At 70.4% G+C, this 18,513-nt stretch carries 13 protein-coding genes; 11 read left to right on the forward strand and 2 right to left on the reverse strand.

Annotation, left to right across the window (positions count from 1 at the left end):
- Positions 1 to 128 precede the first annotated feature (128 nt).
- The 5 genes from ABNQ39_RS03105 (at position 129) to ABNQ39_RS03125 (ending at position 5,740) form a co-directional block, all read left to right on the forward strand.
- Complete coding sequence (locus ABNQ39_RS03105) at positions 129 to 1,403, forward strand: LL-diaminopimelate aminotransferase (protein WP_098740140.1); 1,275 nt, start codon at positions 129 to 131, stop codon at positions 1,401 to 1,403.
- Entirely contained in the window at positions 1,403 to 2,707 is a 1,305-nt protein-coding gene (locus ABNQ39_RS03110) for a homoserine dehydrogenase (protein ID WP_376958844.1), read from the forward strand. Before ABNQ39_RS03105 ends, ABNQ39_RS03110 begins: the two co-directional genes overlap by 1 nt.
- A gap of 82 nt (positions 2,708 to 2,789) precedes the next feature.
- Entirely contained in the window at positions 2,790 to 3,791 is a 1,002-nt protein-coding gene (gene glpX / locus ABNQ39_RS03115; protein WP_247893879.1) for a class II fructose-bisphosphatase, read from the forward strand.
- A 90-nt stretch (positions 3,792 to 3,881) separates the two neighbouring features.
- Positions 3,882 to 4,214 carry a DUF1127 domain-containing protein gene (locus ABNQ39_RS03120; protein ID WP_376958846.1) on the forward strand — a complete coding sequence of 111 codons (333 nt, stop codon included), beginning with the start codon at positions 3,882 to 3,884 and terminating at the stop codon, positions 4,212 to 4,214.
- 314 nt (positions 4,215 to 4,528) lie between these two features.
- A complete protein-coding gene (locus ABNQ39_RS03125; protein WP_376958848.1) occupies positions 4,529 to 5,740 on the forward strand; it encodes an ATP-binding response regulator in 1,212 nt (403 codons plus the stop codon).
- Positions 5,741 to 5,773: 33 nt separating this feature from the next.
- Here ABNQ39_RS03125 and ABNQ39_RS03130 read toward each other — a convergent pair whose 3' ends face one another.
- A complete protein-coding gene (locus ABNQ39_RS03130) occupies positions 5,774 to 6,091 on the reverse strand; it encodes a hypothetical protein (RefSeq protein ID WP_376958850.1) in 318 nt (105 codons plus the stop codon).
- A 350-nt stretch (positions 6,092 to 6,441) separates the two neighbouring features.
- Here ABNQ39_RS03130 and ABNQ39_RS03135 point away from each other — a divergent pair, with 350 nt between their 5' ends.
- From ABNQ39_RS03135 to pbpC, 4 genes are all read left to right on the forward strand, one after another.
- Positions 6,442 to 7,680 carry a molybdopterin molybdotransferase MoeA gene (locus ABNQ39_RS03135; RefSeq protein WP_376958852.1) on the forward strand — a complete coding sequence of 413 codons (1,239 nt, stop codon included), beginning with the start codon at positions 6,442 to 6,444 and terminating at the stop codon, positions 7,678 to 7,680.
- Positions 7,677 to 8,582 (forward strand): LysR family transcriptional regulator, encoded by a 906-nt coding sequence (locus ABNQ39_RS03140; protein WP_376958854.1) that lies wholly within the window; start codon positions 7,677 to 7,679, stop codon positions 8,580 to 8,582. Before ABNQ39_RS03135 ends, ABNQ39_RS03140 begins: the two co-directional genes overlap by 4 nt.
- Before the next feature lie 156 nt (positions 8,583 to 8,738).
- On the forward strand, positions 8,739 to 13,955 hold the full coding sequence (locus ABNQ39_RS03145) for an MG2 domain-containing protein (protein WP_376958856.1): 5,217 nt from the start codon (positions 8,739 to 8,741) through the stop codon (positions 13,953 to 13,955).
- Positions 13,956 to 13,958: 3 nt separating this feature from the next.
- Positions 13,959 to 16,043, forward strand: a complete 2,085-nt coding sequence (gene pbpC, locus ABNQ39_RS03150; protein WP_376958858.1) for a penicillin-binding protein 1C — start codon at positions 13,959 to 13,961, stop codon at positions 16,041 to 16,043.
- 5 nt (positions 16,044 to 16,048) lie between these two features.
- Here the strand turns inward: pbpC and ABNQ39_RS03155 are convergent, their stop codons facing one another.
- Complete coding sequence (locus ABNQ39_RS03155) at positions 16,049 to 16,273, reverse strand: hypothetical protein (RefSeq protein WP_376958860.1); 225 nt, start codon at positions 16,271 to 16,273, stop codon at positions 16,049 to 16,051.
- Positions 16,274 to 16,459: 186 nt separating this feature from the next.
- On the opposite strand from ABNQ39_RS03155, the gene ABNQ39_RS03160 reads away from it, so the two are divergent.
- Entirely contained in the window at positions 16,460 to 16,840 is a 381-nt protein-coding gene (locus ABNQ39_RS03160; RefSeq protein ID WP_376958862.1) for a hypothetical protein, read from the forward strand.
- A gap of 70 nt (positions 16,841 to 16,910) precedes the next feature.
- Complete coding sequence (locus ABNQ39_RS03165) at positions 16,911 to 18,506, forward strand: multicopper oxidase family protein (protein ID WP_376958864.1); 1,596 nt, start codon at positions 16,911 to 16,913, stop codon at positions 18,504 to 18,506.
- Positions 18,507 to 18,513: the final 7 nt, after the last annotated feature.

Genomic DNA, 18,513 nt, shown 5'->3' on the forward strand with positions numbered 1-18,513 from the left:
GCGCCGGATCCGACGGTCGGGGAGCGAAATTTGCCTCGCTTCCGTCGCGTCAGGGCGGTAGAACGTCAGTCCCGGTCCGCAGGTCTCTTGGGTTCGTGGCGTGACCGGAGCGGTCTTCCGGAGCGTCCATGTCCAACACCGAATTCCATCGCATCAAGCGCCTGCCGCCCTACGTCTTCGCCGAAGTGAACGCGATGAAGGCGCGAGCTAGGGCCAACGGCGCCGACATCGTCGACCTCGGCATGGGCAATCCCGACCAGGCGACCCCGCAGCACATCGTCGACAAGCTGGTCGAGGCCGTGCGCGATCCGAAGACGCACCGCTACTCGAATTCCCGCGGCATCCCCGGCCTGCGCAAGGCCCATGCCGCCTATTACAAGCGCCGCTTCAACGTCGACGTCGATCCCGAGACCGAGTGCATCGTCACCATCGGCTCGAAGGAAGGTCTGGCGAACCTCGCCCAGGCGATCACGAGCCCCGGCGACATCATCCTGGTGCCGAATCCCTCCTACCCGATCCACCCGTTCGGCTTCATCCTTGCCGGCGCCTCGGTGCGCCACCTGCCGGTGGGCATGGAGAACGGGGCGTCGACCGACATCGACAGCTTCATGATCATGCTGGAGCGCGCGGTGCGCCACAGCGTGCCGAAGCCGCTGGCGCTGGTGCTGAACTATCCGTCGAACCCGACGGCCGAGGTGGTCGGGCTGGACTTCTACCGTCCGATCGTCGAGTTCTGCCGCAAGCACGGCATCTACATCCTGTCCGATCTGGCCTATGCCGAGATCTTCTTCGACAACGACCCGCCGCCGTCGATCCTCGAGATCCCGGAAGCGCGCGAGATCGCCGTCGAGTTCACCTCGATGTCGAAGACCTATTCGATGGCCGGCTGGCGCATCGGCTTCGCCACTGGCAACAAGACGCTGATCACCGCGCTGGCCCGCATCAAGTCGTATCTCGACTATGGCGCCTTCACGCCGATCCAGGTCGCCGCCGCCGCCGCGCTGAACGGTCCGCAGGACTGCGTGCAGCAGGTGCGCGACATGTACAAGCAGCGCCGCGACGTGATGATCGAGGGTCTGGCCGCCGCCGGCTGGGAGGTCCCCAGCCCGAAGGCGTCGATGTTCGCCTGGGCGCCGATCCCGCCGCAGTTCGCCCATCTGGGCTCGCTGGAATTCTCCAAGCTGCTGCTCCAGCAGGCGGAGGTCGCGGTGGCGCCCGGCATCGGCTTCGGTGAATACGGCGACGGCCATGTCCGTCTGGCGATGGTGGAGAACGTCCACCGCATCCGCCAGGCGACCCGCAACATCAAGGAGTTCTTCCGCTCCAACGCCGGCGGCGTTGCGGCGAGCAAGGACCCGGTGGCCCGCGCCGCCCTTCTGGAATCCGAGAAAGCGAAAGCCTGATGCCGAACGCCCAGCAAGCCCCCCTGAAAATCGCCGTCGCCGGCCTTGGTACGGTCGGTGCCGGCGTCCTGAAGCTGCTGGAAACGCAAGGCTCGCTGATCGAACAGCGCTGCGGCCGCCGGATCGAGGTGGTCGCGGTAAGCGCGCGCTCGAAGGGCAAGGACCGCGGCGTCGATCTGTCGCGCGTCCAGTGGTTCGACGATCCCGTCGCGATGGCTGCCCAATCCGGCGCCGATCTGGTGGTGGAGCTGATCGGCGGGTCGGAAGGCCCGGCGCGCGACACCGTCGCCACGGCGCTGGAGACCGGCAGGCATGTGGTCACCGCCAACAAGGCGCTGCTGGCCGTCCACGGCACCGAGATCGCCCAGAAGGCCGAATCGCGCGGCCTGACCGTCGCCTTCGAGGCGGCGGTGGCCGGCGGCATCCCGATCATCAAGGGTCTGCGCGAGGGTCTGGCCGGCAATGCCGTGTCGGAAATCCACGGCATCCTGAACGGCACCTGCAACTACATCCTGACGGAGATGCGGACCACCGGCCGCGACTTCGCCGATGTGCTGGCCGATGCCCAGGCGCTCGGCTATGCCGAGGCCGATCCCAGCTTCGACATCGACGGCATCGATGCCGCGCACAAGCTGGCGATCCTGGCGTCGGTCGCCTTCGGCACGCCGGTCGATTTCTCCTCGGTCTATGTCGAGGGCATCCGGCAGGTGTCGGCGGTCGATTTCGACTATGCCGACCAGCTGGGCTTCCGCATCAAGCTGCTGGGCATCGCGCGGCGCACCGAGGCGGGCGTCGAGCAGCGCGTCCATCCCTGCATGGTGCCGGTGGCCGCCCCCATCGCCTCGGTGGACGGCGTCTTCAACGCCGTGGTGGCGCAGGCCGACTTCGCCGACCGGGTGCTGTTCGTCGGCCGCGGTGCCGGCGCCGGCCCGACCGCGTCGGCGGTGGTCGCCGATCTGATCGACATCGCCCGCGGGCGGTCTACGCCCACCTTCGGCGTTCCGGCCGATCGGCTGGGGGCGGCAACCCCCTCGCCGATGGAAGCGCGCCGCGGGTCGTACTACGTCCGCCTGATGGTCGTGGACCGTCCCGGTGTGATAGCGGATATCGCAGCGGCGATGCGCGACCAGAACGTCTCCATGGAGCAGTTCCTGCAACGCGGCCGCTCGCCGGGCGAAGGCGTTCCGGTGGTCCTGACCACCCATGACACCGACGAGGCGGCCATGCAGCGCGCGCTTGCGACCATCGCGGCCAGCGACAGCGTGCTGGAGCCGCCGCGGATGATCCGGATCGAGCAGTTCTGACCAGGGCAGTTCTGACCAGGACCGTTTCCCACCATAACCAATACACAGCCTGATACGACCGAAGAGTCTGGGGGAGCACACGATGTCTACGCCGTCTACGCATGTCGACCTGTCCCACATGGACCGCAACCTCGCACTGGAGGCCGTCCGCGTGACCGAGGCCGCCGCCCTGTCGGCCTCGCTGCTGATGGGTCGCGGCGACGAGAAGCTGGCCGACCAGGCCGCGGTCGACGCCATGCGCCAGGCGCTCAACACGCTCTACATCGACGGCACCGTCGTGATCGGCGAGGGTGAGCGCGACGAGGCCCCGATGCTGTACATCGGCGAGAAGGTCGGTGCCGGCATCGGCTCCGGCCCGAAGGTCGACATCGCGCTCGACCCGCTGGAAGGCACCACCATCTGCGCCACCGGCGGCCCGAACTCGCTGGCCGTGATCGCCATGGCGGAGGAGGGCGGCTTCCTGAACGCCCCCGACGTCTACATGGACAAGATCGCCGTCGGCGCCGGCCTGCCGGACAATGTCGTCGATCTGGACGAGACCCCGGCCAACAACCTGAAGGCGCTGGCCGCCGCCAAGGGCACCGAGGTGCAGGAACTGCTGGTCTGCATCCTGAACCGTCCGCGCCATGCCGAGCTGATCGCCCGCGTCCGTGAAGCCGGCGCCCGCATCATGCTGATCAACGACGGCGACGTGTCGGGCGTCATCGCCACCAGCCAGGCCGGCACCGGCGTCGACATGTATGTCGGCTCCGGCGGTGCGCCGGAAGGCGTGCTGGCCGCCGCGGCGCTGCGCTGCATCGGCGGTCAGTTCCAGGGCCGTCTGCTGTTCCGGAACGACGACGAGAAGGCCCGCGCCGCCAAGTGGGGCGTCACCGACCTCGACAAGAAGTACAGCCTGCACGAGCTGGCGCGCGGCAACGTCATGTTCGCCGCCACCGGCGTCACCGACGGCGCCATGCTGAAGGGTGTCCGCCGCTTCCCCGGCGGTGCCTACACCCATTCGGTCATCATGCGCTCCAAGTCGGGCACGGTCCGCTACATCGAGGCACACCACAACCTGTCGCGCAAGGTCAGCGTGAAGTAAGCGGATCGACGGCCAAGCCGTTGTTCTGGAAAGCGCGCGGGGGGAAGCCCCCGCGCGTTTTTTTTTGTGCCTGCTTTGATTTGACCACGAATGTTCTATCGAATCCGCGCAGGTCTGCCGCCGCTGGGCCGCAGAGGGTTGTCCATTGATTTCGCGGGTGCGAAAGGCAAAATAGGGCCATGTAATCAGCGCCAAGCGCAGGAGATCGACATGGCCTACTCTTCGATGCAGTCTTCGTCCGGTGAATTGTTTGCGGCCGGAACAAAGGAAAACACCCTCTTTCAACGGGTCGTTCATTGGGTTCACGAACGGATTGAACTTTACCGTGCTGAAAGTGAGCTGAACCACATGTCCGACGCCGAACTGTCCGACATCGGACTGACCCGCGGCGAAATCCACATGGCCGTCCGCCGCGGCGTCTGAGGCGGCGCCCGGCGCGGCCTCGATTGTCGGAAAGACCGGATATCGAAAGGTTTGCCCACAGCGTCTGGCGCGAGGCGGCCAATCGAGTCCCGAATGCGGAGAGCCCCGGAAAATGCCGGGGCTTTCGCATATGAACCGGCATTAACCTTTTCTTCATGGACCCTGCCCATGCGACGCATATGCCTGGGAAGGGTTGCGCGCTGCAGCATGATTATGGTTAATGCATTTTAACATTACCCCCGGTTCTGTTCGAAAATGGAAACGGGGCGCCTTCGGGAACCCCATCATCCTCCGTTGAGAGCCGTGGTCGAAGCATGAGTCTCATTCATCGCCTTCAGTCGCTGGAAGCGGAGCGCGATGCCGCCCGGGAGGAAGCCGAGCGCGCCAATCTCGCCAAGTCGAAGTTCCTGGCTGCCGCCAGCCACGACCTCCGCCAGCCGCTCCAGGCATTGTTCTTCCTGTCCGCAGCCCTTGCCCGCCATGTCGGCGACCACAGCGGCCGCGACCTGCTGTCCCGTCTCGACCAGGGGCTCGACACCATGAAGGGCCTGCTGGACGGGCTGCTGGAGGTGTCGCGGCTGGAGGCGGGGGTGGTGACGCCGGTTCTCGACACCTTCGACGTCAGCGAGCTGACGGACGCGCTCGACGCCGCTTATGGCGAGCAGGCGACCGCCAAGGGGCTGGTCTGGCGGGTGGAGAGCTGCGAGGCGGTCCTGCGCAGCGACCGCGGGCTGCTGATGCAGCTGCTGCGCAATCTGGTCGACAATGCGCTGCGCTACACCGAGGCCGGGGCGATCCGCATCCGCTGCCGCATCGATGCCGGGCCGGACGGCGACCGGCTGGCCATCGAGGTGCAGGACACCGGCATCGGTATCCCGCCCGAACATCTCGACCGCATCTTCGAAGAATTCCATCAGGTCGGCAATCCGGAGCGCGACCGGCTGCGCGGGCTTGGGCTCGGGCTCGCCATCGTGCGGCGGCTGTCGCAGCTGCTCGACCATCCGGTCGAGGTGCGTTCGGTGCATGGGCAGGGCTCCGCCTTCCGCGTCCTGGTGCCGCTGGCGCCGGCCCGGTTCCTCGCCGGGCGGGCAGGGGGGCCGGAACGGCCGCCTGCCATCGACCGCCCGCGCCTTGCCGTGCTGGTCGATGACGACGCCGTGGTTCTGCTGGGCTTGCAGACGGTGCTGACCGAATGGGGGTTCCGCGTCGTCGCCGCCGACAGCGCCGACCGGGCGATGGACCGGCTGGAGTCGCTGGGACGGGTGCCGGACATCGTCATCGCCGATTACCGGCTGCGCGAGGGGCGTGTCGGCACCGAGGTGATCCGCCGGGTGCGCGCCCGCTACGGTGCCGAGGTTCCCGCCCTGATCCTGACCGGGGAGACCGGTGCCGACACGCTGGCCGACGCCTCGGCCCATGGCGTGGCGATCCTGCACAAGCCGGTGACCCCGCGCCAGCTCCAGGCCGAGGTCGACCGCCAGCTGCGGATCAAGCGTGTGAACGGCATCGCGCAGGCCGCGCAGTAGCTCCGCTCAAGCAGCGCCTTAAATAGCAGCCGCTTAAATCAGCGCACCCTGCCGCGCATCGGCCTCCGCCTCGTCGGCCGGGGCGGCATCGCCTTGGTCATGCCCGCCCAGCGCGGTGCGGCCGGTCTCCGTCAGGCGGCAGACCAGCCAGTCCGGCTTCAGCGGATTGTCGAACCAGCGCTCCGCCCATCCCGCCTTCAGGCAGGCGTCCACCGTCGGCTTCTTCACGCGCTGCCCGCGCTCGTCGAACAGCGGCAGCTTGCCGCCCGGCTGGTCCAGACCGCGGCGCAGCCATGCCCCCTGAACGTCGGACGGGGTGCTGCGGGACGGGGAACGGCGTGGCTTTGCCATGGGGCGGGCTGCTCTTGCGGAAACGGGAACGGACAGGAAAATCGCCGGCCCCGGCGGGGGCTGTGGCAAAGTGCGGGCATCCTACGCGAAAGCGCGAGGCAGGTGCATCGAAAAGGAGGGAGCCTTCCCCATGCCGGAAACCCGGCCTATCTGGACTGGCTGCGGGCGGAGACGGGCTGAGGCGCCGCAATACAGGAATAACCAAACGGAGCCTTGACGCCGATCAAAGGCGCGGGTTGCAGTTGGCGATAGGAAAGGCGCGGGCCCCGCCGCTCGCACGGCCCGCCATATCCCGGCCACCTCATTCCCGGCCTCTTCATCCCGGCCTATTCATCAAGGACATCGAGATCATGGACGATTGCTCCGCACACGGCCCCATTCCCCTGTCGCTGGACGAGGCGGTCGCCCGCGTCGCGCAGGGCTATGGCGCGGTGACCGGGACGGAGGAGGTGCCGCTGCGCCGGGCGCTCGGCCGCGTTCTGGCGGAAGAGGTGGTGGCGCCGGTCAACGTGCCGCCGGCCGACGTCTCGGCCATGGACGGCTGGGCCTTTCCCGCCGAGGCGGGGGAGGGCTTCCGGCGGCTGGAGGTCGTCGGGCGGGTTCCGGCCGGATCGAAATTCGACGGCACGGTCGCGGCGGGGCAGGCGGTGCGCATCTTCACCGGCGCGCCGGTGCCGGCCGGGGTCGACACCGTGGCGATGCAGGAGGATTGCCGGACCGACGGCGACGCCGTCCTGGTCCCGGCCTCGCTGAAGCGCGGCTCCAACATCCGGCTGGCGGGCGAGGACATGACCGCCGGTGCCGTGGTCCTGCAACCCGGCCAGCGCCTGCGCGCGCAGGAGGTCGGGCTCGCCGCCGCGGTCGGCCGCCCCGCCCTGACGGTGCGCAAGCGGCTGACCGTGGTGCTGTTCTCCACCGGCGACGAGCTGCGCGAGCCGGGGACGCCGAAGCCGGACCACGCCATCTATGACGCCAACCGCTACACGCTGGCCGCGCAGCTCGACGCGCTGGGGGTGGAGGTGCGCGACCTCGGCATCCTGCCCGACCGGCCGGACGCCACCCGCGCCGCGCTGGCCGAGGCCGCCGGCACCGCCGACCTGATCGTCACCAGCGGCGGCGTGTCGGTCGGCGAGGAGGACCATGTCAAGGCGGCGGTCAATGCGCTGGGCTCCATCGACCTGTGGACGCTGGCGATCAAGCCGGGCAAGCCGCTGGCGCTCGGCCGGGTCGGCGACACGCCCTTCCTCGGGCTGCCCGGCAATCCGGTCTCGGCCATGGTGACCTTCCTGCTGGTCGGCCGCCCGCTGGTCCTGCGCCTGTCAGGCGCCAGCGGCATCGCCACGCCGCGCAGCCTGGTGGTCGCCGACTTCACCTTCACCAAGAAGCCCGGCCGCCGCGAATTCCTGCGCGCCCGGCTGGAGCGCGGTGCGGACGGCCGCCCGGTCGCCGTGAAGTTCCCCAGCAACAGCTCCGGCGTGCTGACCTCGATGGTCGAGGCCGACGGGCTGGTCGACATGCCGGCCGAGGCCACGGCGGTGCGGCCCGGCGATCTGGTCGATTTCCTGCCCTTCACCGGCCTGTTCGCGTGACGCTGGAGCAGTTGCGCATCTTCGCCACGGTGGCGGAGATGCTGCACTTCACCCGTGCGGCGGAGGTTCTGCACCTGTCGCAGCCGGCGGTCAGCGCCGCCATCGCCGCGCTGGAGGCGGAGCATGGCCTGCGCCTGTTCGACCGCATCGGCCGCCGGGTCGAGCTGACCGCCGCCGGCAACCTGCTGCACGCCCAGGCCCGCGCCATCCTGGCGAAGGTCGAGGAGGCCGGCACGATGCTGGCCGAGCTGTCCGGCCTGTCGCGCGGGGCGTTGCGGCTGGCGGCGAGCCAGACGGTCGGCAACCACTGGCTGGCGCCGCGGCTGCTGCGCTTCGCCGCCGCCTATCCCGGCATCCGCGTGGATTTGTCCATCGGCAACACCGAACAGGTGGCCGAGGCGGTGCGCGATGGCCGCGCCGAACTCGGCATCGCCGAGGGGGCCGTGACCGACTCGGCGCTGGTCAGCGAACCCATCGAGGGCGACCGGCTGCGGCTGGTGGTCGGCGCCGGCCATCCCTGGGCCGGGCTGGGCCGGGTCGGGCGGGAGGAGATGGCGGCCGGGCGCTGGATCCAGCGCGAACCCGGCTCCGGCACCCGCGCGCTGTTCGAGGCGGCGATGCGCGGGGTGGGGCTGGCCCCCGACGCGCTCGATGTGGCGATGACGCTGCCCGGCGGCGGGGTGATCCGGGCGGCGCTGCTGGCCGGCGTCGGGGCGAGCGTGCTGTCCGACCTGATCGTCGCCGAGGATCTGGCGGCCGGGCGGATCGTGGCGCTGGACGGGCTGGACCTGCCGGCCCGGCCCTTCCATCTGCTGCGGCACCGCGACCGCTACCGCAGCATCGCCGAACGGGCGTTCGTGCGCAGCGCGCTGGACGCCGGGCAGGCGTCGGCCTCCGCCTGACGGGCGGGCCAGCGGACAAGTGCCGGTGGAAGCGCCGTCCTCGACAAGCGTGGTGGTACCCATACAGCCGAACGGTACATCGGCGGTTCGCCATATCGCCATGACCGGGTTATCGGCGCTATAACCGGGCGATCCCGCTTCCGGTTGTAAGGCGACATGATGGCACGGCTGTTGACGCTGCTTTGGGTTCTGGTGGTGATGGCGATGACGGCCGGCCCGGTCCGTGCCGACTATACGCCGCCCGGCGCCCTTTCCGACGCTTCCGCCTATGCCAACGGGCTGCTGCTGAAATCGCCGCCGCAGCCGAAGCCGCAGGTGATCGCCGATCTGCTGAAGCAGGCGCGCGCCGCCCGCGACCGCAAGGACATGGCCGGCGCCATCCAGGCTTATGAGAAGACGATCACCCAGGGCGGCGGCTCCCCGTCGGTCTGGCTGGAGCTGAGCGCCGTCTGGCAGGCCGCCACCCCGCCCAACCGGGACCGCGCGCTGCAAAGCGCTGTGATGGCCGGCCAGTTCAACCCGAAGGACGAGGAGCGGGTCGCCATCCTCTGGCGCATCGCCACCCTGATGGACGAGGCCTTCGGCAAGCCGGACGAGGCGGTCAAGGCGTTGCGGTCGATCCAGGAGATCGCGCCGAAGATGGAGGCGGCGACCCTCGACACCCAGGCGCCGAAGCTGGAGGAGCGCATCGTCGCACTCCGCCGCAAGGCCGGGCTGGTGATGACCGGCGTCACCGTCAATGCCGAGGGCAGCAGCCCGCGCGTCTGCTTCCAGTTCAGCGACCGGCTGAGCGGCAAGCAGGGCGTGCGCTTCGACGACTATGTCCGGGTGGAGCCGGCGACCAAGACCGCCATCGAGACGCGCGACAACAGCCTGTGCCTGCGCGGCGTCACCCATGGCTCCGGCTACACCGTCACCCTGCGCCAGGGGCTGCCCGGCGAGGACGGCGTGAACCTGAAGGCCGACGAGACCCAGCGCGTGCGCGTGCCCGACCGGCCGTCGATGGCGGCTTTCCGCGGCTCCGCCTACATCCTGCCGCGCAAGGGCGCCGACGGCATCCCGGTGGTCAGCGTCAACACCGACCGGCTCGACGTGTCGGTCTACCGCATCGCCGACCGCGCCCTGGTGTCCAACAAGTATGAAGGCAACATCTTCAACGAGCTGACCAGCTATTCCGCCGACCGGCTGGCCCAGGAGAATGGCGAGCTGGTGTGGTCCGGCTCGCTGGAGGTGAAGGGGGAGCGCAACCGCGACACCACCGCGGCGATCCCGTTCCGCCAGGCCGTCGGCGACGATCCCAAGGCCGGCCTCTATGTCGTCACCGCCCGCCCGCATGACGTGGAGGAGTCCGACCGCTGGGAAGCGCTGGCGACCCAGTGGGTGCTGCTGTCCGACATCGGCCTGACCAGCTTCCGCGGCGCCGACGGGCTGACCGTCTTCGCCCGCTCCTTCGGCACGGCCAAGCCGCTGCCGGGGGTGGATGTGGCGCTGGTCGCCCGCAACAACACCGAACTGGCCCGCGTCAAGACCGACGAATTCGGCCGCGCCCGCTTCGCCCCCGGCCTGCTGAAGACCGGCGGCAACGCGCCCGAGATGGCGATGGCCTATCTCGGCACCGATTTCGCCATGCAGGATCTGACCGGCGCCGCCTTCGACCTCAGCGACCGCGGGGTCGGCGGGCGTCCGGCGCCGGGGCCGATGGACGCCTTCGTCTATGCCGACCGCGGCGTCTACCGCCAGGGCGAGACGGTGAACCTGTCGATCCTGCTGCGCGACGACAAGACCGAGGCGGTCGACAATTTCCCGCTGACGGTGAAGGTCCTGCGCCCCAGCGGCACCGAATATTACAGCGGTGCCCTGAAGGGCCAGGAGGCCGGCGGCTTCTTCCTGCCGCTGACCCTGACCCGCACCGCGCCGCTCGGCGGCTGGGAGGTGCAGGTCTACAGCGACCCGAAGGGCGAGCCGATCGGCCGCGGCTCCTTCCAGGTCGAGGATTTCGTCCCGATCAAGCTGGCGCTCGACGTGACGGCCAGCGCGCCGATCCTGGTGCCGGGCCAGCCCTTCGAGGTGACGGCGCAGGGCCGCTTCCTCTACGGCCCGCCGGCCGCCGGGCTGGACGGCACCGCCGAGGTGGCGTTGAAGACCGACCCGATGCCCTATCCGGCCTTCAAGGACTACCGCTTCGGCCGCGTGCAGGATAACCCGACCGAGCGGCTCGACCCGCTGGAGTTCCCGACCACCGACGAGCAGGGCGTGTCGCACATCGTCGTGACCCTGCCGGAGGTGCCGGACACCAGCAAGCCGCTGCGCGCCGACATCCGCGTCACCCTGTCGGAGCCGGGCGGGCGCCCTGTCCACAAGTCGGTCAGCGTGCCGGTGCGTCCGAAGACCCATGCGCTGGGCCTGCGCCCGCGCTTCTCCGACGGGCGCGTCGGCGAGGGTGGCGAGGCCGCCTTCGACCTCGTCGCCGTGGCGCCGGACGGCAGCGCCGTCGCCAAGCCCGGCATCAAGTGGGAGCTGGTGGAGGAACGGGTGTCCTTCGTTTGGTTCCGCCGCGACGGCCGCTACAGCTACAACGCCACGGTGCGCGACATTCCGCTGGCCTCGGGCAGTGTCGATGTCGCCGCCGACAAGCCGGCTCTGGTGGCCCTGGGCAAGCGCGACTTCGGCCGCTACCGGCTGGAGGTGACGGACAAGGCGGCCGGCGTCGCCAGCTCCTACCGCTTCTATTCCGGCTGGGCGAGCGGCGACGAGACTACCGACATCCCGGACAAGCTGGAGGTCTCGACCGACAAGCAGTCCTACAAGCCGGGTGAGACCGCCCGCATCCGCGTGGCGCCGCCCTTTGCCGGCGAACTGCTGGTGACGGTGGCGACCGACCGCATCTTCGACGTGCGCACCATCTCGGTTCCGGCCGAAGGGGCGACGGTGGAGATCCCGGTCGATGCCGCCTGGGGTCCGGGCGCCTATGTCACCGCCACCGCCTACCGTCCGCCGGTCAAGGGCCGCGAGCGTCAGCCGGTGCGCGCCATGGGCGTCGCCTGGGTCGGCGTCGATCCGTCGGTGCGGACGATGACCGTCGCGCTCGACGCCCCGCAGGTGATGCGCCCGCGCAGCCGGCTGGAGGTCGGGGTGAAGGTCGCCGCCGCCGATGGCGGGAAGATCGAGGACACCTATGTCACGCTGGCCGCGGTGGACGAGGGCATCCTGCGCCTGACCGACTTCGCCAGCCCGCAGCCGGAGAAGCATTATTTCGGCAAGCGCCGGCTGGGGCTGGACATCCGCGACGATTACGGCCGGCTGATCGATCCGCTCGACGGCCCCTATGGCGCCATGCGCCAGGGCGGCGATTCGAGCGGTGCCGGGCTGCCGGTGGTGCCCTTCACCGTGGTCTCGCTGTTCCATGGGCCGGTGAAGGTCGGCGCCGACGGCACCGCCCGCATCGGCTTCGACGTGCCGGACTTCAACGGCGAGCTTCGGCTGATGGCGGTCGCCTACAGCCGTGGCCGCGTCGGTTCCGCCGCCGGTCCGGTGACGGTGCGCGACCCGCTGGTCGCCGACGCCATCCTGCCGCGCTTCCTCGCCCCCGGCGACGACAGCCGCGTGACCCTGTCGCTCCACAATGTCGAGGCGGCGGCCGGCACCTATGAGGTCGCCGTCACTGCCCAGGACGCGGTGGCGGTGGAGGGTGGCACCCTGTCGGTTCCGCTGGCGAAGGGCGAGCGCAAGACTCTGGTGGTTCCGCTGAAGGGCGTCGCCGCCGGCATCGGCCATGTCGCCGTCGCGGTGAAGGGACCGGAGAATCTGGCGCTGAACCACGACTACGGCATCACCGTCCGCCCGGCGCGGTCGGTGGAGACCCAGTTCGTCACCCGCCAGATCGCGCCCGGCGAAAGCGTCCGCTTCGACGGGGCCGAGCTTGCCACCTACCTGCCGGGAACCACCAGCTGGTCGGCCAGCTTCACCACCGCACCGCCCTTCGACGTCGCCGGCATCCTGCGGGCGCTCGACCGTTACCCGTTCGGCTGCCTGGAGCAGACGGTCAGTCGCGCGCTGCCGCTGCTGGTGGTGCGCGACGTGGAGCTGGCGCTGGGCAAGGACCGCAAGCCCGACGACGGGCTGGAGGCGCGGGTCCAGCAGGCGATCTCCCGCACGCTGGACAAGCAGCGCTTCGACGGCGCCTTCGGCCTGTGGGGGGCGAATGACGAGGCCGACGGCTGGCTGACCGCCTATGCCGCCGAGTTCCTCGTCCGCGCCAAGCAGAAGGGCGAGGCGGTTCCCGACAAACCCTTGACCGACGCCCTGAACTGGCTGCGCCAGCGCGCCATCGCCAGCGCGTCGGAGCCGGGGGATCTGGCGGTGCGCGCCTATGCCCTGCACACGCTGGCGCTGGCCGGCGTGTCGCTGCCGGGTCCGGCGCGTTACCTGCACGACACTGCGCTGGAGAAGCTGCCGACGCCGCTCGCCAAGGGCCAACTGGGCGCGGCACTGGCCCGCATGGGCGACCAGGAGCGGGCGGCCAGCGCCTTCGACAGCGCGGTCGGCCATCTGGCGCGCGAGGAATGGCATGTCGATTACGGCTCCACCGTCCGCGACTCCGCGGCGCTGGTGGCGCTGATGACCGAGGTCAACATGGCGGGCAACCGCACCCCGGCGCTGATCGACCGTCTGCCGGCCTCCGCCACCGCCGCCAACCGCACCAACACGCAGGAGAAGGCGTGGTCGGTGCTGGCCGCCGACGCGCTGCTGCGCGGCGCGCCGGCCAAGGCGGAGATGACGCTGGGCGGTGCGAAGAAGGACGGCGCGCGGGTCGATCTGACCCCGACGCTGGCCCAGCTGAAGGCCGGCATCCCGGTCGCCAACGCCGGCAAGGCGGCGGTGTGGCAGGCGGTATCGCTGTCCGGCGTGCCGGTGGCGCCGCAGCCGGCGGCGCGCGAGGGGCTGCGCATCAAGCGCAACTTCTTCACCCGCAAGGGCGAGGTGCTGAACCTCGACAGCATCAAGCAGAACGACGTGTTCGTCGTCGTGCTGGAGGGCGAGGCCAACACCAAGCTGTTCCACCAGGGCATGGTGACCCATGCGCTGCCGGCCGGCTGGGAGATCGAGAACGCCAAGCTGGGCGGCGGTACGCCGGAGGAGATGGCGTGGCTGGGCGACCTCAGCTACACCCGCACGACCGAGGCGCGCGACGACCGCTATGTCGCCGCGGTGGACCTGACGGAGGACCAGCAGACCTTCAAGCTGGCCTTCGTCGTCCGCGCCATCACCCCCGGCACCTACGAGCTGCCGGGCGCCACGGTGGAGGATATGTACAAGCCGCGCTTCTTCGCCCGCCAGACCACCGGGCGGATCACCGTCCGTCCGGCGGAGTGACGATTGGCGCCGGCTTGGGTGCGCAACGTCTGGGTAAGGCGGGCGGGGGTGGCGGCGGCCGGCGTCGCCGTCCTGATGGGGACGGCGCTGCTGCTCGACCGGCTGTTCCCGCCGCCGCTGGGCCGGCTGGCCGACCTGTCGGTGACGGTCACCGACCGCAAGGGCCAGCCGCTGCGCGTCTTCACCAATGCGGCCGGCGCGTGGCGGCTGCCGGCGACGGTGGACGATGTCTCGCCGCTGTTCGTCGAGCTGCTGCTGGCCTATGAGGACCGGCGTTTCGAAAGCCATGCCGGCGTCGATCCGCTGGCGGTACTGCGCGCCGCGGGGCAGAATCTGGGGGCGGGACGGGTGGTTTCCGGCGCCTCCACCATCACCATGCAGGTCGCCCGCCTGCTGGAGCCGCGGCCACGCACCTTCAGCGCCAAGCTGATCGAGGCGGCGCGGGCGGCCCAGCTGGAATGGCGCTACGGCAAGCGCGACATCCTCGGCATGTATCTGACGCTCGCCCCCTATGGCGGGAACATCGAGGGCATCCGCGCCGCCTCGCTGATGCTGCTGGGCAAGGCGCCGGCCGAACTGGACGCGGCGGAGGCGGCACTGCTGGTCTCGCTGCCGCAATCGCCCTCCCACCTGCGCCCCGACCGCTATCCGGAACGGGCGCAGGCGGCCCGCGACAAGGTGCTGGACCGGGTGGCGGAATCGGGCGCTCTGTCGCCCAAGGCGGTGGCGGAGGCAAAGTCGCTGCCGGTTCCCTCGGCCCGCCTGTCGCTGCCGTCCCATGCCCCGCATCTGGCCGACCGGTTGCGCAGAGCCAACCCCGGCCAGCCGGAGATCGTCACCACCATCGACGGCACCCTGCAACAGGCGGTCGAGGCGCTGGGCCGGCGGGCGGCGGAGACGCTGAACCCGCAGGCCGGGCTGGCGGTGCTGGTGGTGGACAACCGCGACCGCTCGGTGCTGGCCTATCTCGGCAGCCCCAACGCGCTGGACGAGACGCGGCAGGGCCCCATCGACATGGTGCGGGCGGTGCGCTCGCCCGGATCGGCGCTGAAGCCCTTCATCTATGGGCTGGGCTTCGATGACGGCATCATCCACCCGCTGACCCAGATCGCCGATGTCTCCACCCGTTTCGGCGACTGGGCGCCGCGCAATTTCGACCGCAGCTTCACTGGCGACCTGACGGTGATGGAGGCGTTGCAGCGCTCGCTGAACGTGCCGGCGGTGCTGGTGCTCGACCGGGTCGGGCCGCTGCGCTTCGCCGAAGCCCTGCGCAAGGCCGGTGCCCGTCTGGTGCTGCCGGGCGGCACGACGCTGCCGGGGCTGCCGGTGGCGCTGGGCGGGGCGTCGATCAGCCTGTGGGACATGACGACGCTCTACAGCGGGCTGTCGCGCGATGGGCTGGTGGCGCCGTTGCGCGCCAGGATGGACGAGCCCGGCGGGGCGGAGCAGCGGCTGCTGTCGGCCACCGCGGCGCAGCAGGTCCGCGCGATTCTGGAAGGCTCGCCGCCACCGCCGGGGGTGGTGCAGGCGCAGGAACTGCGCGGCAGCGGGCCGGTGGCGTTGAAGACCGGCACCAGCTACGGCTTCCGCGACGCCTGGGCCTTCGGCGTCACCGGGCGCTACACCGTCGGCGTGTGGGTCGGGCGACCGGACGGCACGCCCAGCCCCGACCATTACGGCCGCAACACCGCCGCCCCGCTGCTGTTCGAGGTCTTCGACCGGCTGCCGGCCGAGCGCGGCCGTCCTGCCGGCCCGGTCAGGAACGAGGCGCCGCCGGAACTGCTGCGCCACCTGCGGCCGGGGGAGGTCGAACTGGCCGGGCCGCGCCAGACCGACCGGCTGCGCCTGACCTTCCCGGTCAGCGACATGGTGCTGGAGGCGCTGGGGCCGGATGGCAAGGGGGAGCCGATGACCCTGACCGCTGCCGGCGGGCGGCGCCCGCTGTCCTGGCTGATCGACGGGCGGCGCATCGCCCAGTCACCGATTGCGCGCGACGTGGTGTGGCGTCCGGACGGGCCGGGGGTGGTGCGGGTCACCGTGCTGGACGCCGACGGCCGCAGCGACAGCGCGACCGTCGAGATTCGCTGAGGGCGCTAAGACGCGCGGCGCAGGCCGAAGGGGGCGTCGTCGCGCCCGCTCCACACCCGCGTGCGGACGCGCATCTGCTTCTGGCAATCCTCCGAGCAATAGAGCGGTGCCGGCCCCCGCGTGGACGGGCGGACGAAGGGACGGCCGCAGCAGGCGCAATGCAGCGGGCGGGCGGCGGTTTGCGGAGTTGCGGTGTGCGGGAGGGTGGCCGGACGGGCGGGGGCGGACATCTCGGGAATGTTTTCTTGGTTTCGGGTGACGGCCAATATAGGGGCGGTGTGTTGCAGTTCCATGCTCGGGAAAACGCCTAGGACTGAATGGGTAGACGCCCTGTCCGGCGGTCAGAGGCGGTTGACCGGCTTCACCCGAGGGCCTATCTGGAAAGGCTGACAACAAGCGGGAGCGGTGCGGTGCCGATGCGCGTTGCCGACTGGATGCGGAGGCTGGGTGGGGTCGCGGGGGCGCTGCTTCTCGTGATGCTCGGCCTGCTGCTATGGTCGGGGGATGCCGCCGCCGCCTGTCCGCATGACGCGCCGGCCGCCGTCGCGGCGCATGGCGTGTCGCCTGCCGCAGACTCGGGTCGAATGGATCACGGCCGTCCTGCGCCGGGCCGGCCGCATCACGCGACGCAGCCCTGCTGCGCCGGCATGGCCTGTGCGTCCATGGTCGTCGGCTTGCCGAGCGCCGGTCTGACGACCCCGGCCGGGTCTTCGGGGCTGCGGTTGCGTTGGGCGACCGGGCCGCTGCGCGAAGGGCTGGGGGTACGGCCCGACCTGCCGCCGCCGCGGCTGGGATGATGCCCGCGCGCCGCCGGGTTTCCGCGGCGCCTTTCCCATCCCCTGTTCATCCGATTCTTCGGAGTCCGTCATGACTCTCGCGCTTTCGCGCCGCCGTCTGCTGTCGACGGCGGTTGCCGGCGGCTGTGCCGCCCTGCTTCCCGCTTTTTCGCGTTCCGCCTTTGCCGCCAATCCGGTGGGCAATCCGATGGACGCCGTCCGCCTGACCGTCGACCGCCGCACGCTCGACGTGAACGGCAAGGCGGCCAGCGTGTTCGGCATCCGCCAGCCCGACGGCACCCCTGGGCTGACCCTCGACCCCGGCCGGCGCTTCCTGGTCGATCTCGCCAACCGGGCCGGCGAGGATGCGGTCATCCACTGGCACGGCCAGACGCCGCCCTATGTCCAGGACGGTGTCATCGACACCAACCGTCCGGCGATCCGCACCGGCGAATCGGTCCGCTACGACTTCGCGCCGCGCACCGGGACCCATTGGATGCACTCCCACCACGGGATGCAGGAACAGTTGCTGATGGCGGCCCCGCTGGTGGTCCGCAGCGCCGAGGACCTGCGCGCCGACGAGCAGGAGGTGACAATCCTGCTGCACGACTTCACCTTCCGCGACCCGGCCGAACTGCTGGCCTCCCTGGGCGCGCCGGCCGGCGGAATGGCCCATGGCGGGCACGGCCAGATGGAGCACGGCTCCATGGGCGCTGGCGCCATGAATCACGGCGCGATGAACCACGGCTCGATGGCCGGCGGCGCGATGAACCATGGGTCGATGGATCACGGGCAGGCGGCGGATGGTTCGGCGCATGGTTCGGGCCATGGTGCGGATCATGGCATGAGCGGCATGGCCGGCGGCATGGCGATGGACCTGAACGACGTCGAGTACGACGCCTATCTCGCCAACGACCGCACGCTTGCCGACCCCGAGGTCGTGCGGGTGGAGCGGGGCGGACGGGTGCGGCTGCGCATCATCAACGGCGCCACCTCGACCGCCTTCCATATCGACCTCGGGCGGCTGACCGGGCAGGTGATCGCCGCCGACGGCAACCCGGTTCAGCCGGTTGCCGGCAGCCGCTTCGCCATGAGCATGGGCCAGCGGCTGGACATCCGCCTGACCGTGCCGGCCGAGGGTGGCGCCTTCCCGATCCTGGCCCTGCGCGAGGGGGCGGTGCAGCGCACCGGCATCATCCTCGCCACCCCCGGCGCGGCGGTGGGGAAGGTTGCGGCGACCGGGGAGACGCAGACCGATCCGCTCGACCTGTCCTTGGAAAAGCAGCTGGCCGCCGTTTCACCGCTGGCGGCACGCGCGGCCGACCTGACGCGGCGGATGCAGCTGACCGGCTCGATGGCGCCCTATGTCTGGAGCCTGGACGGCCTGACCTTCGGGGCGCACCGGCCGCTGACGGTCCGCCAGGGCCAGCGGGTGGAGCTGACCTTCGAGAATGCGTCGATGATGGCGCATCCCATGCACCTGCACGGCCATCACTTCCAGGTGGTGGCGATAGACGGCCGGCCGGTGGCGGGGGCGGTGCGCGACACCGTCCTGGTGCCGATGATGGGCAGCGTCACCGTCGCCTTCGACGCCGACAACCCCGGCCGCTGGCCGCTGCACTGCCACAACCTGCTGCACATGGCGACGGGGATGATGACGGAGGTGGTCTACGAAGGGGTGGGGTGAGGGAGCA

Source organism: Azospirillum sp. A26, assembly GCF_042604635.1.
Classification (GTDB): domain Bacteria; phylum Pseudomonadota; class Alphaproteobacteria; order Azospirillales; family Azospirillaceae; genus Azospirillum; species Azospirillum palustre.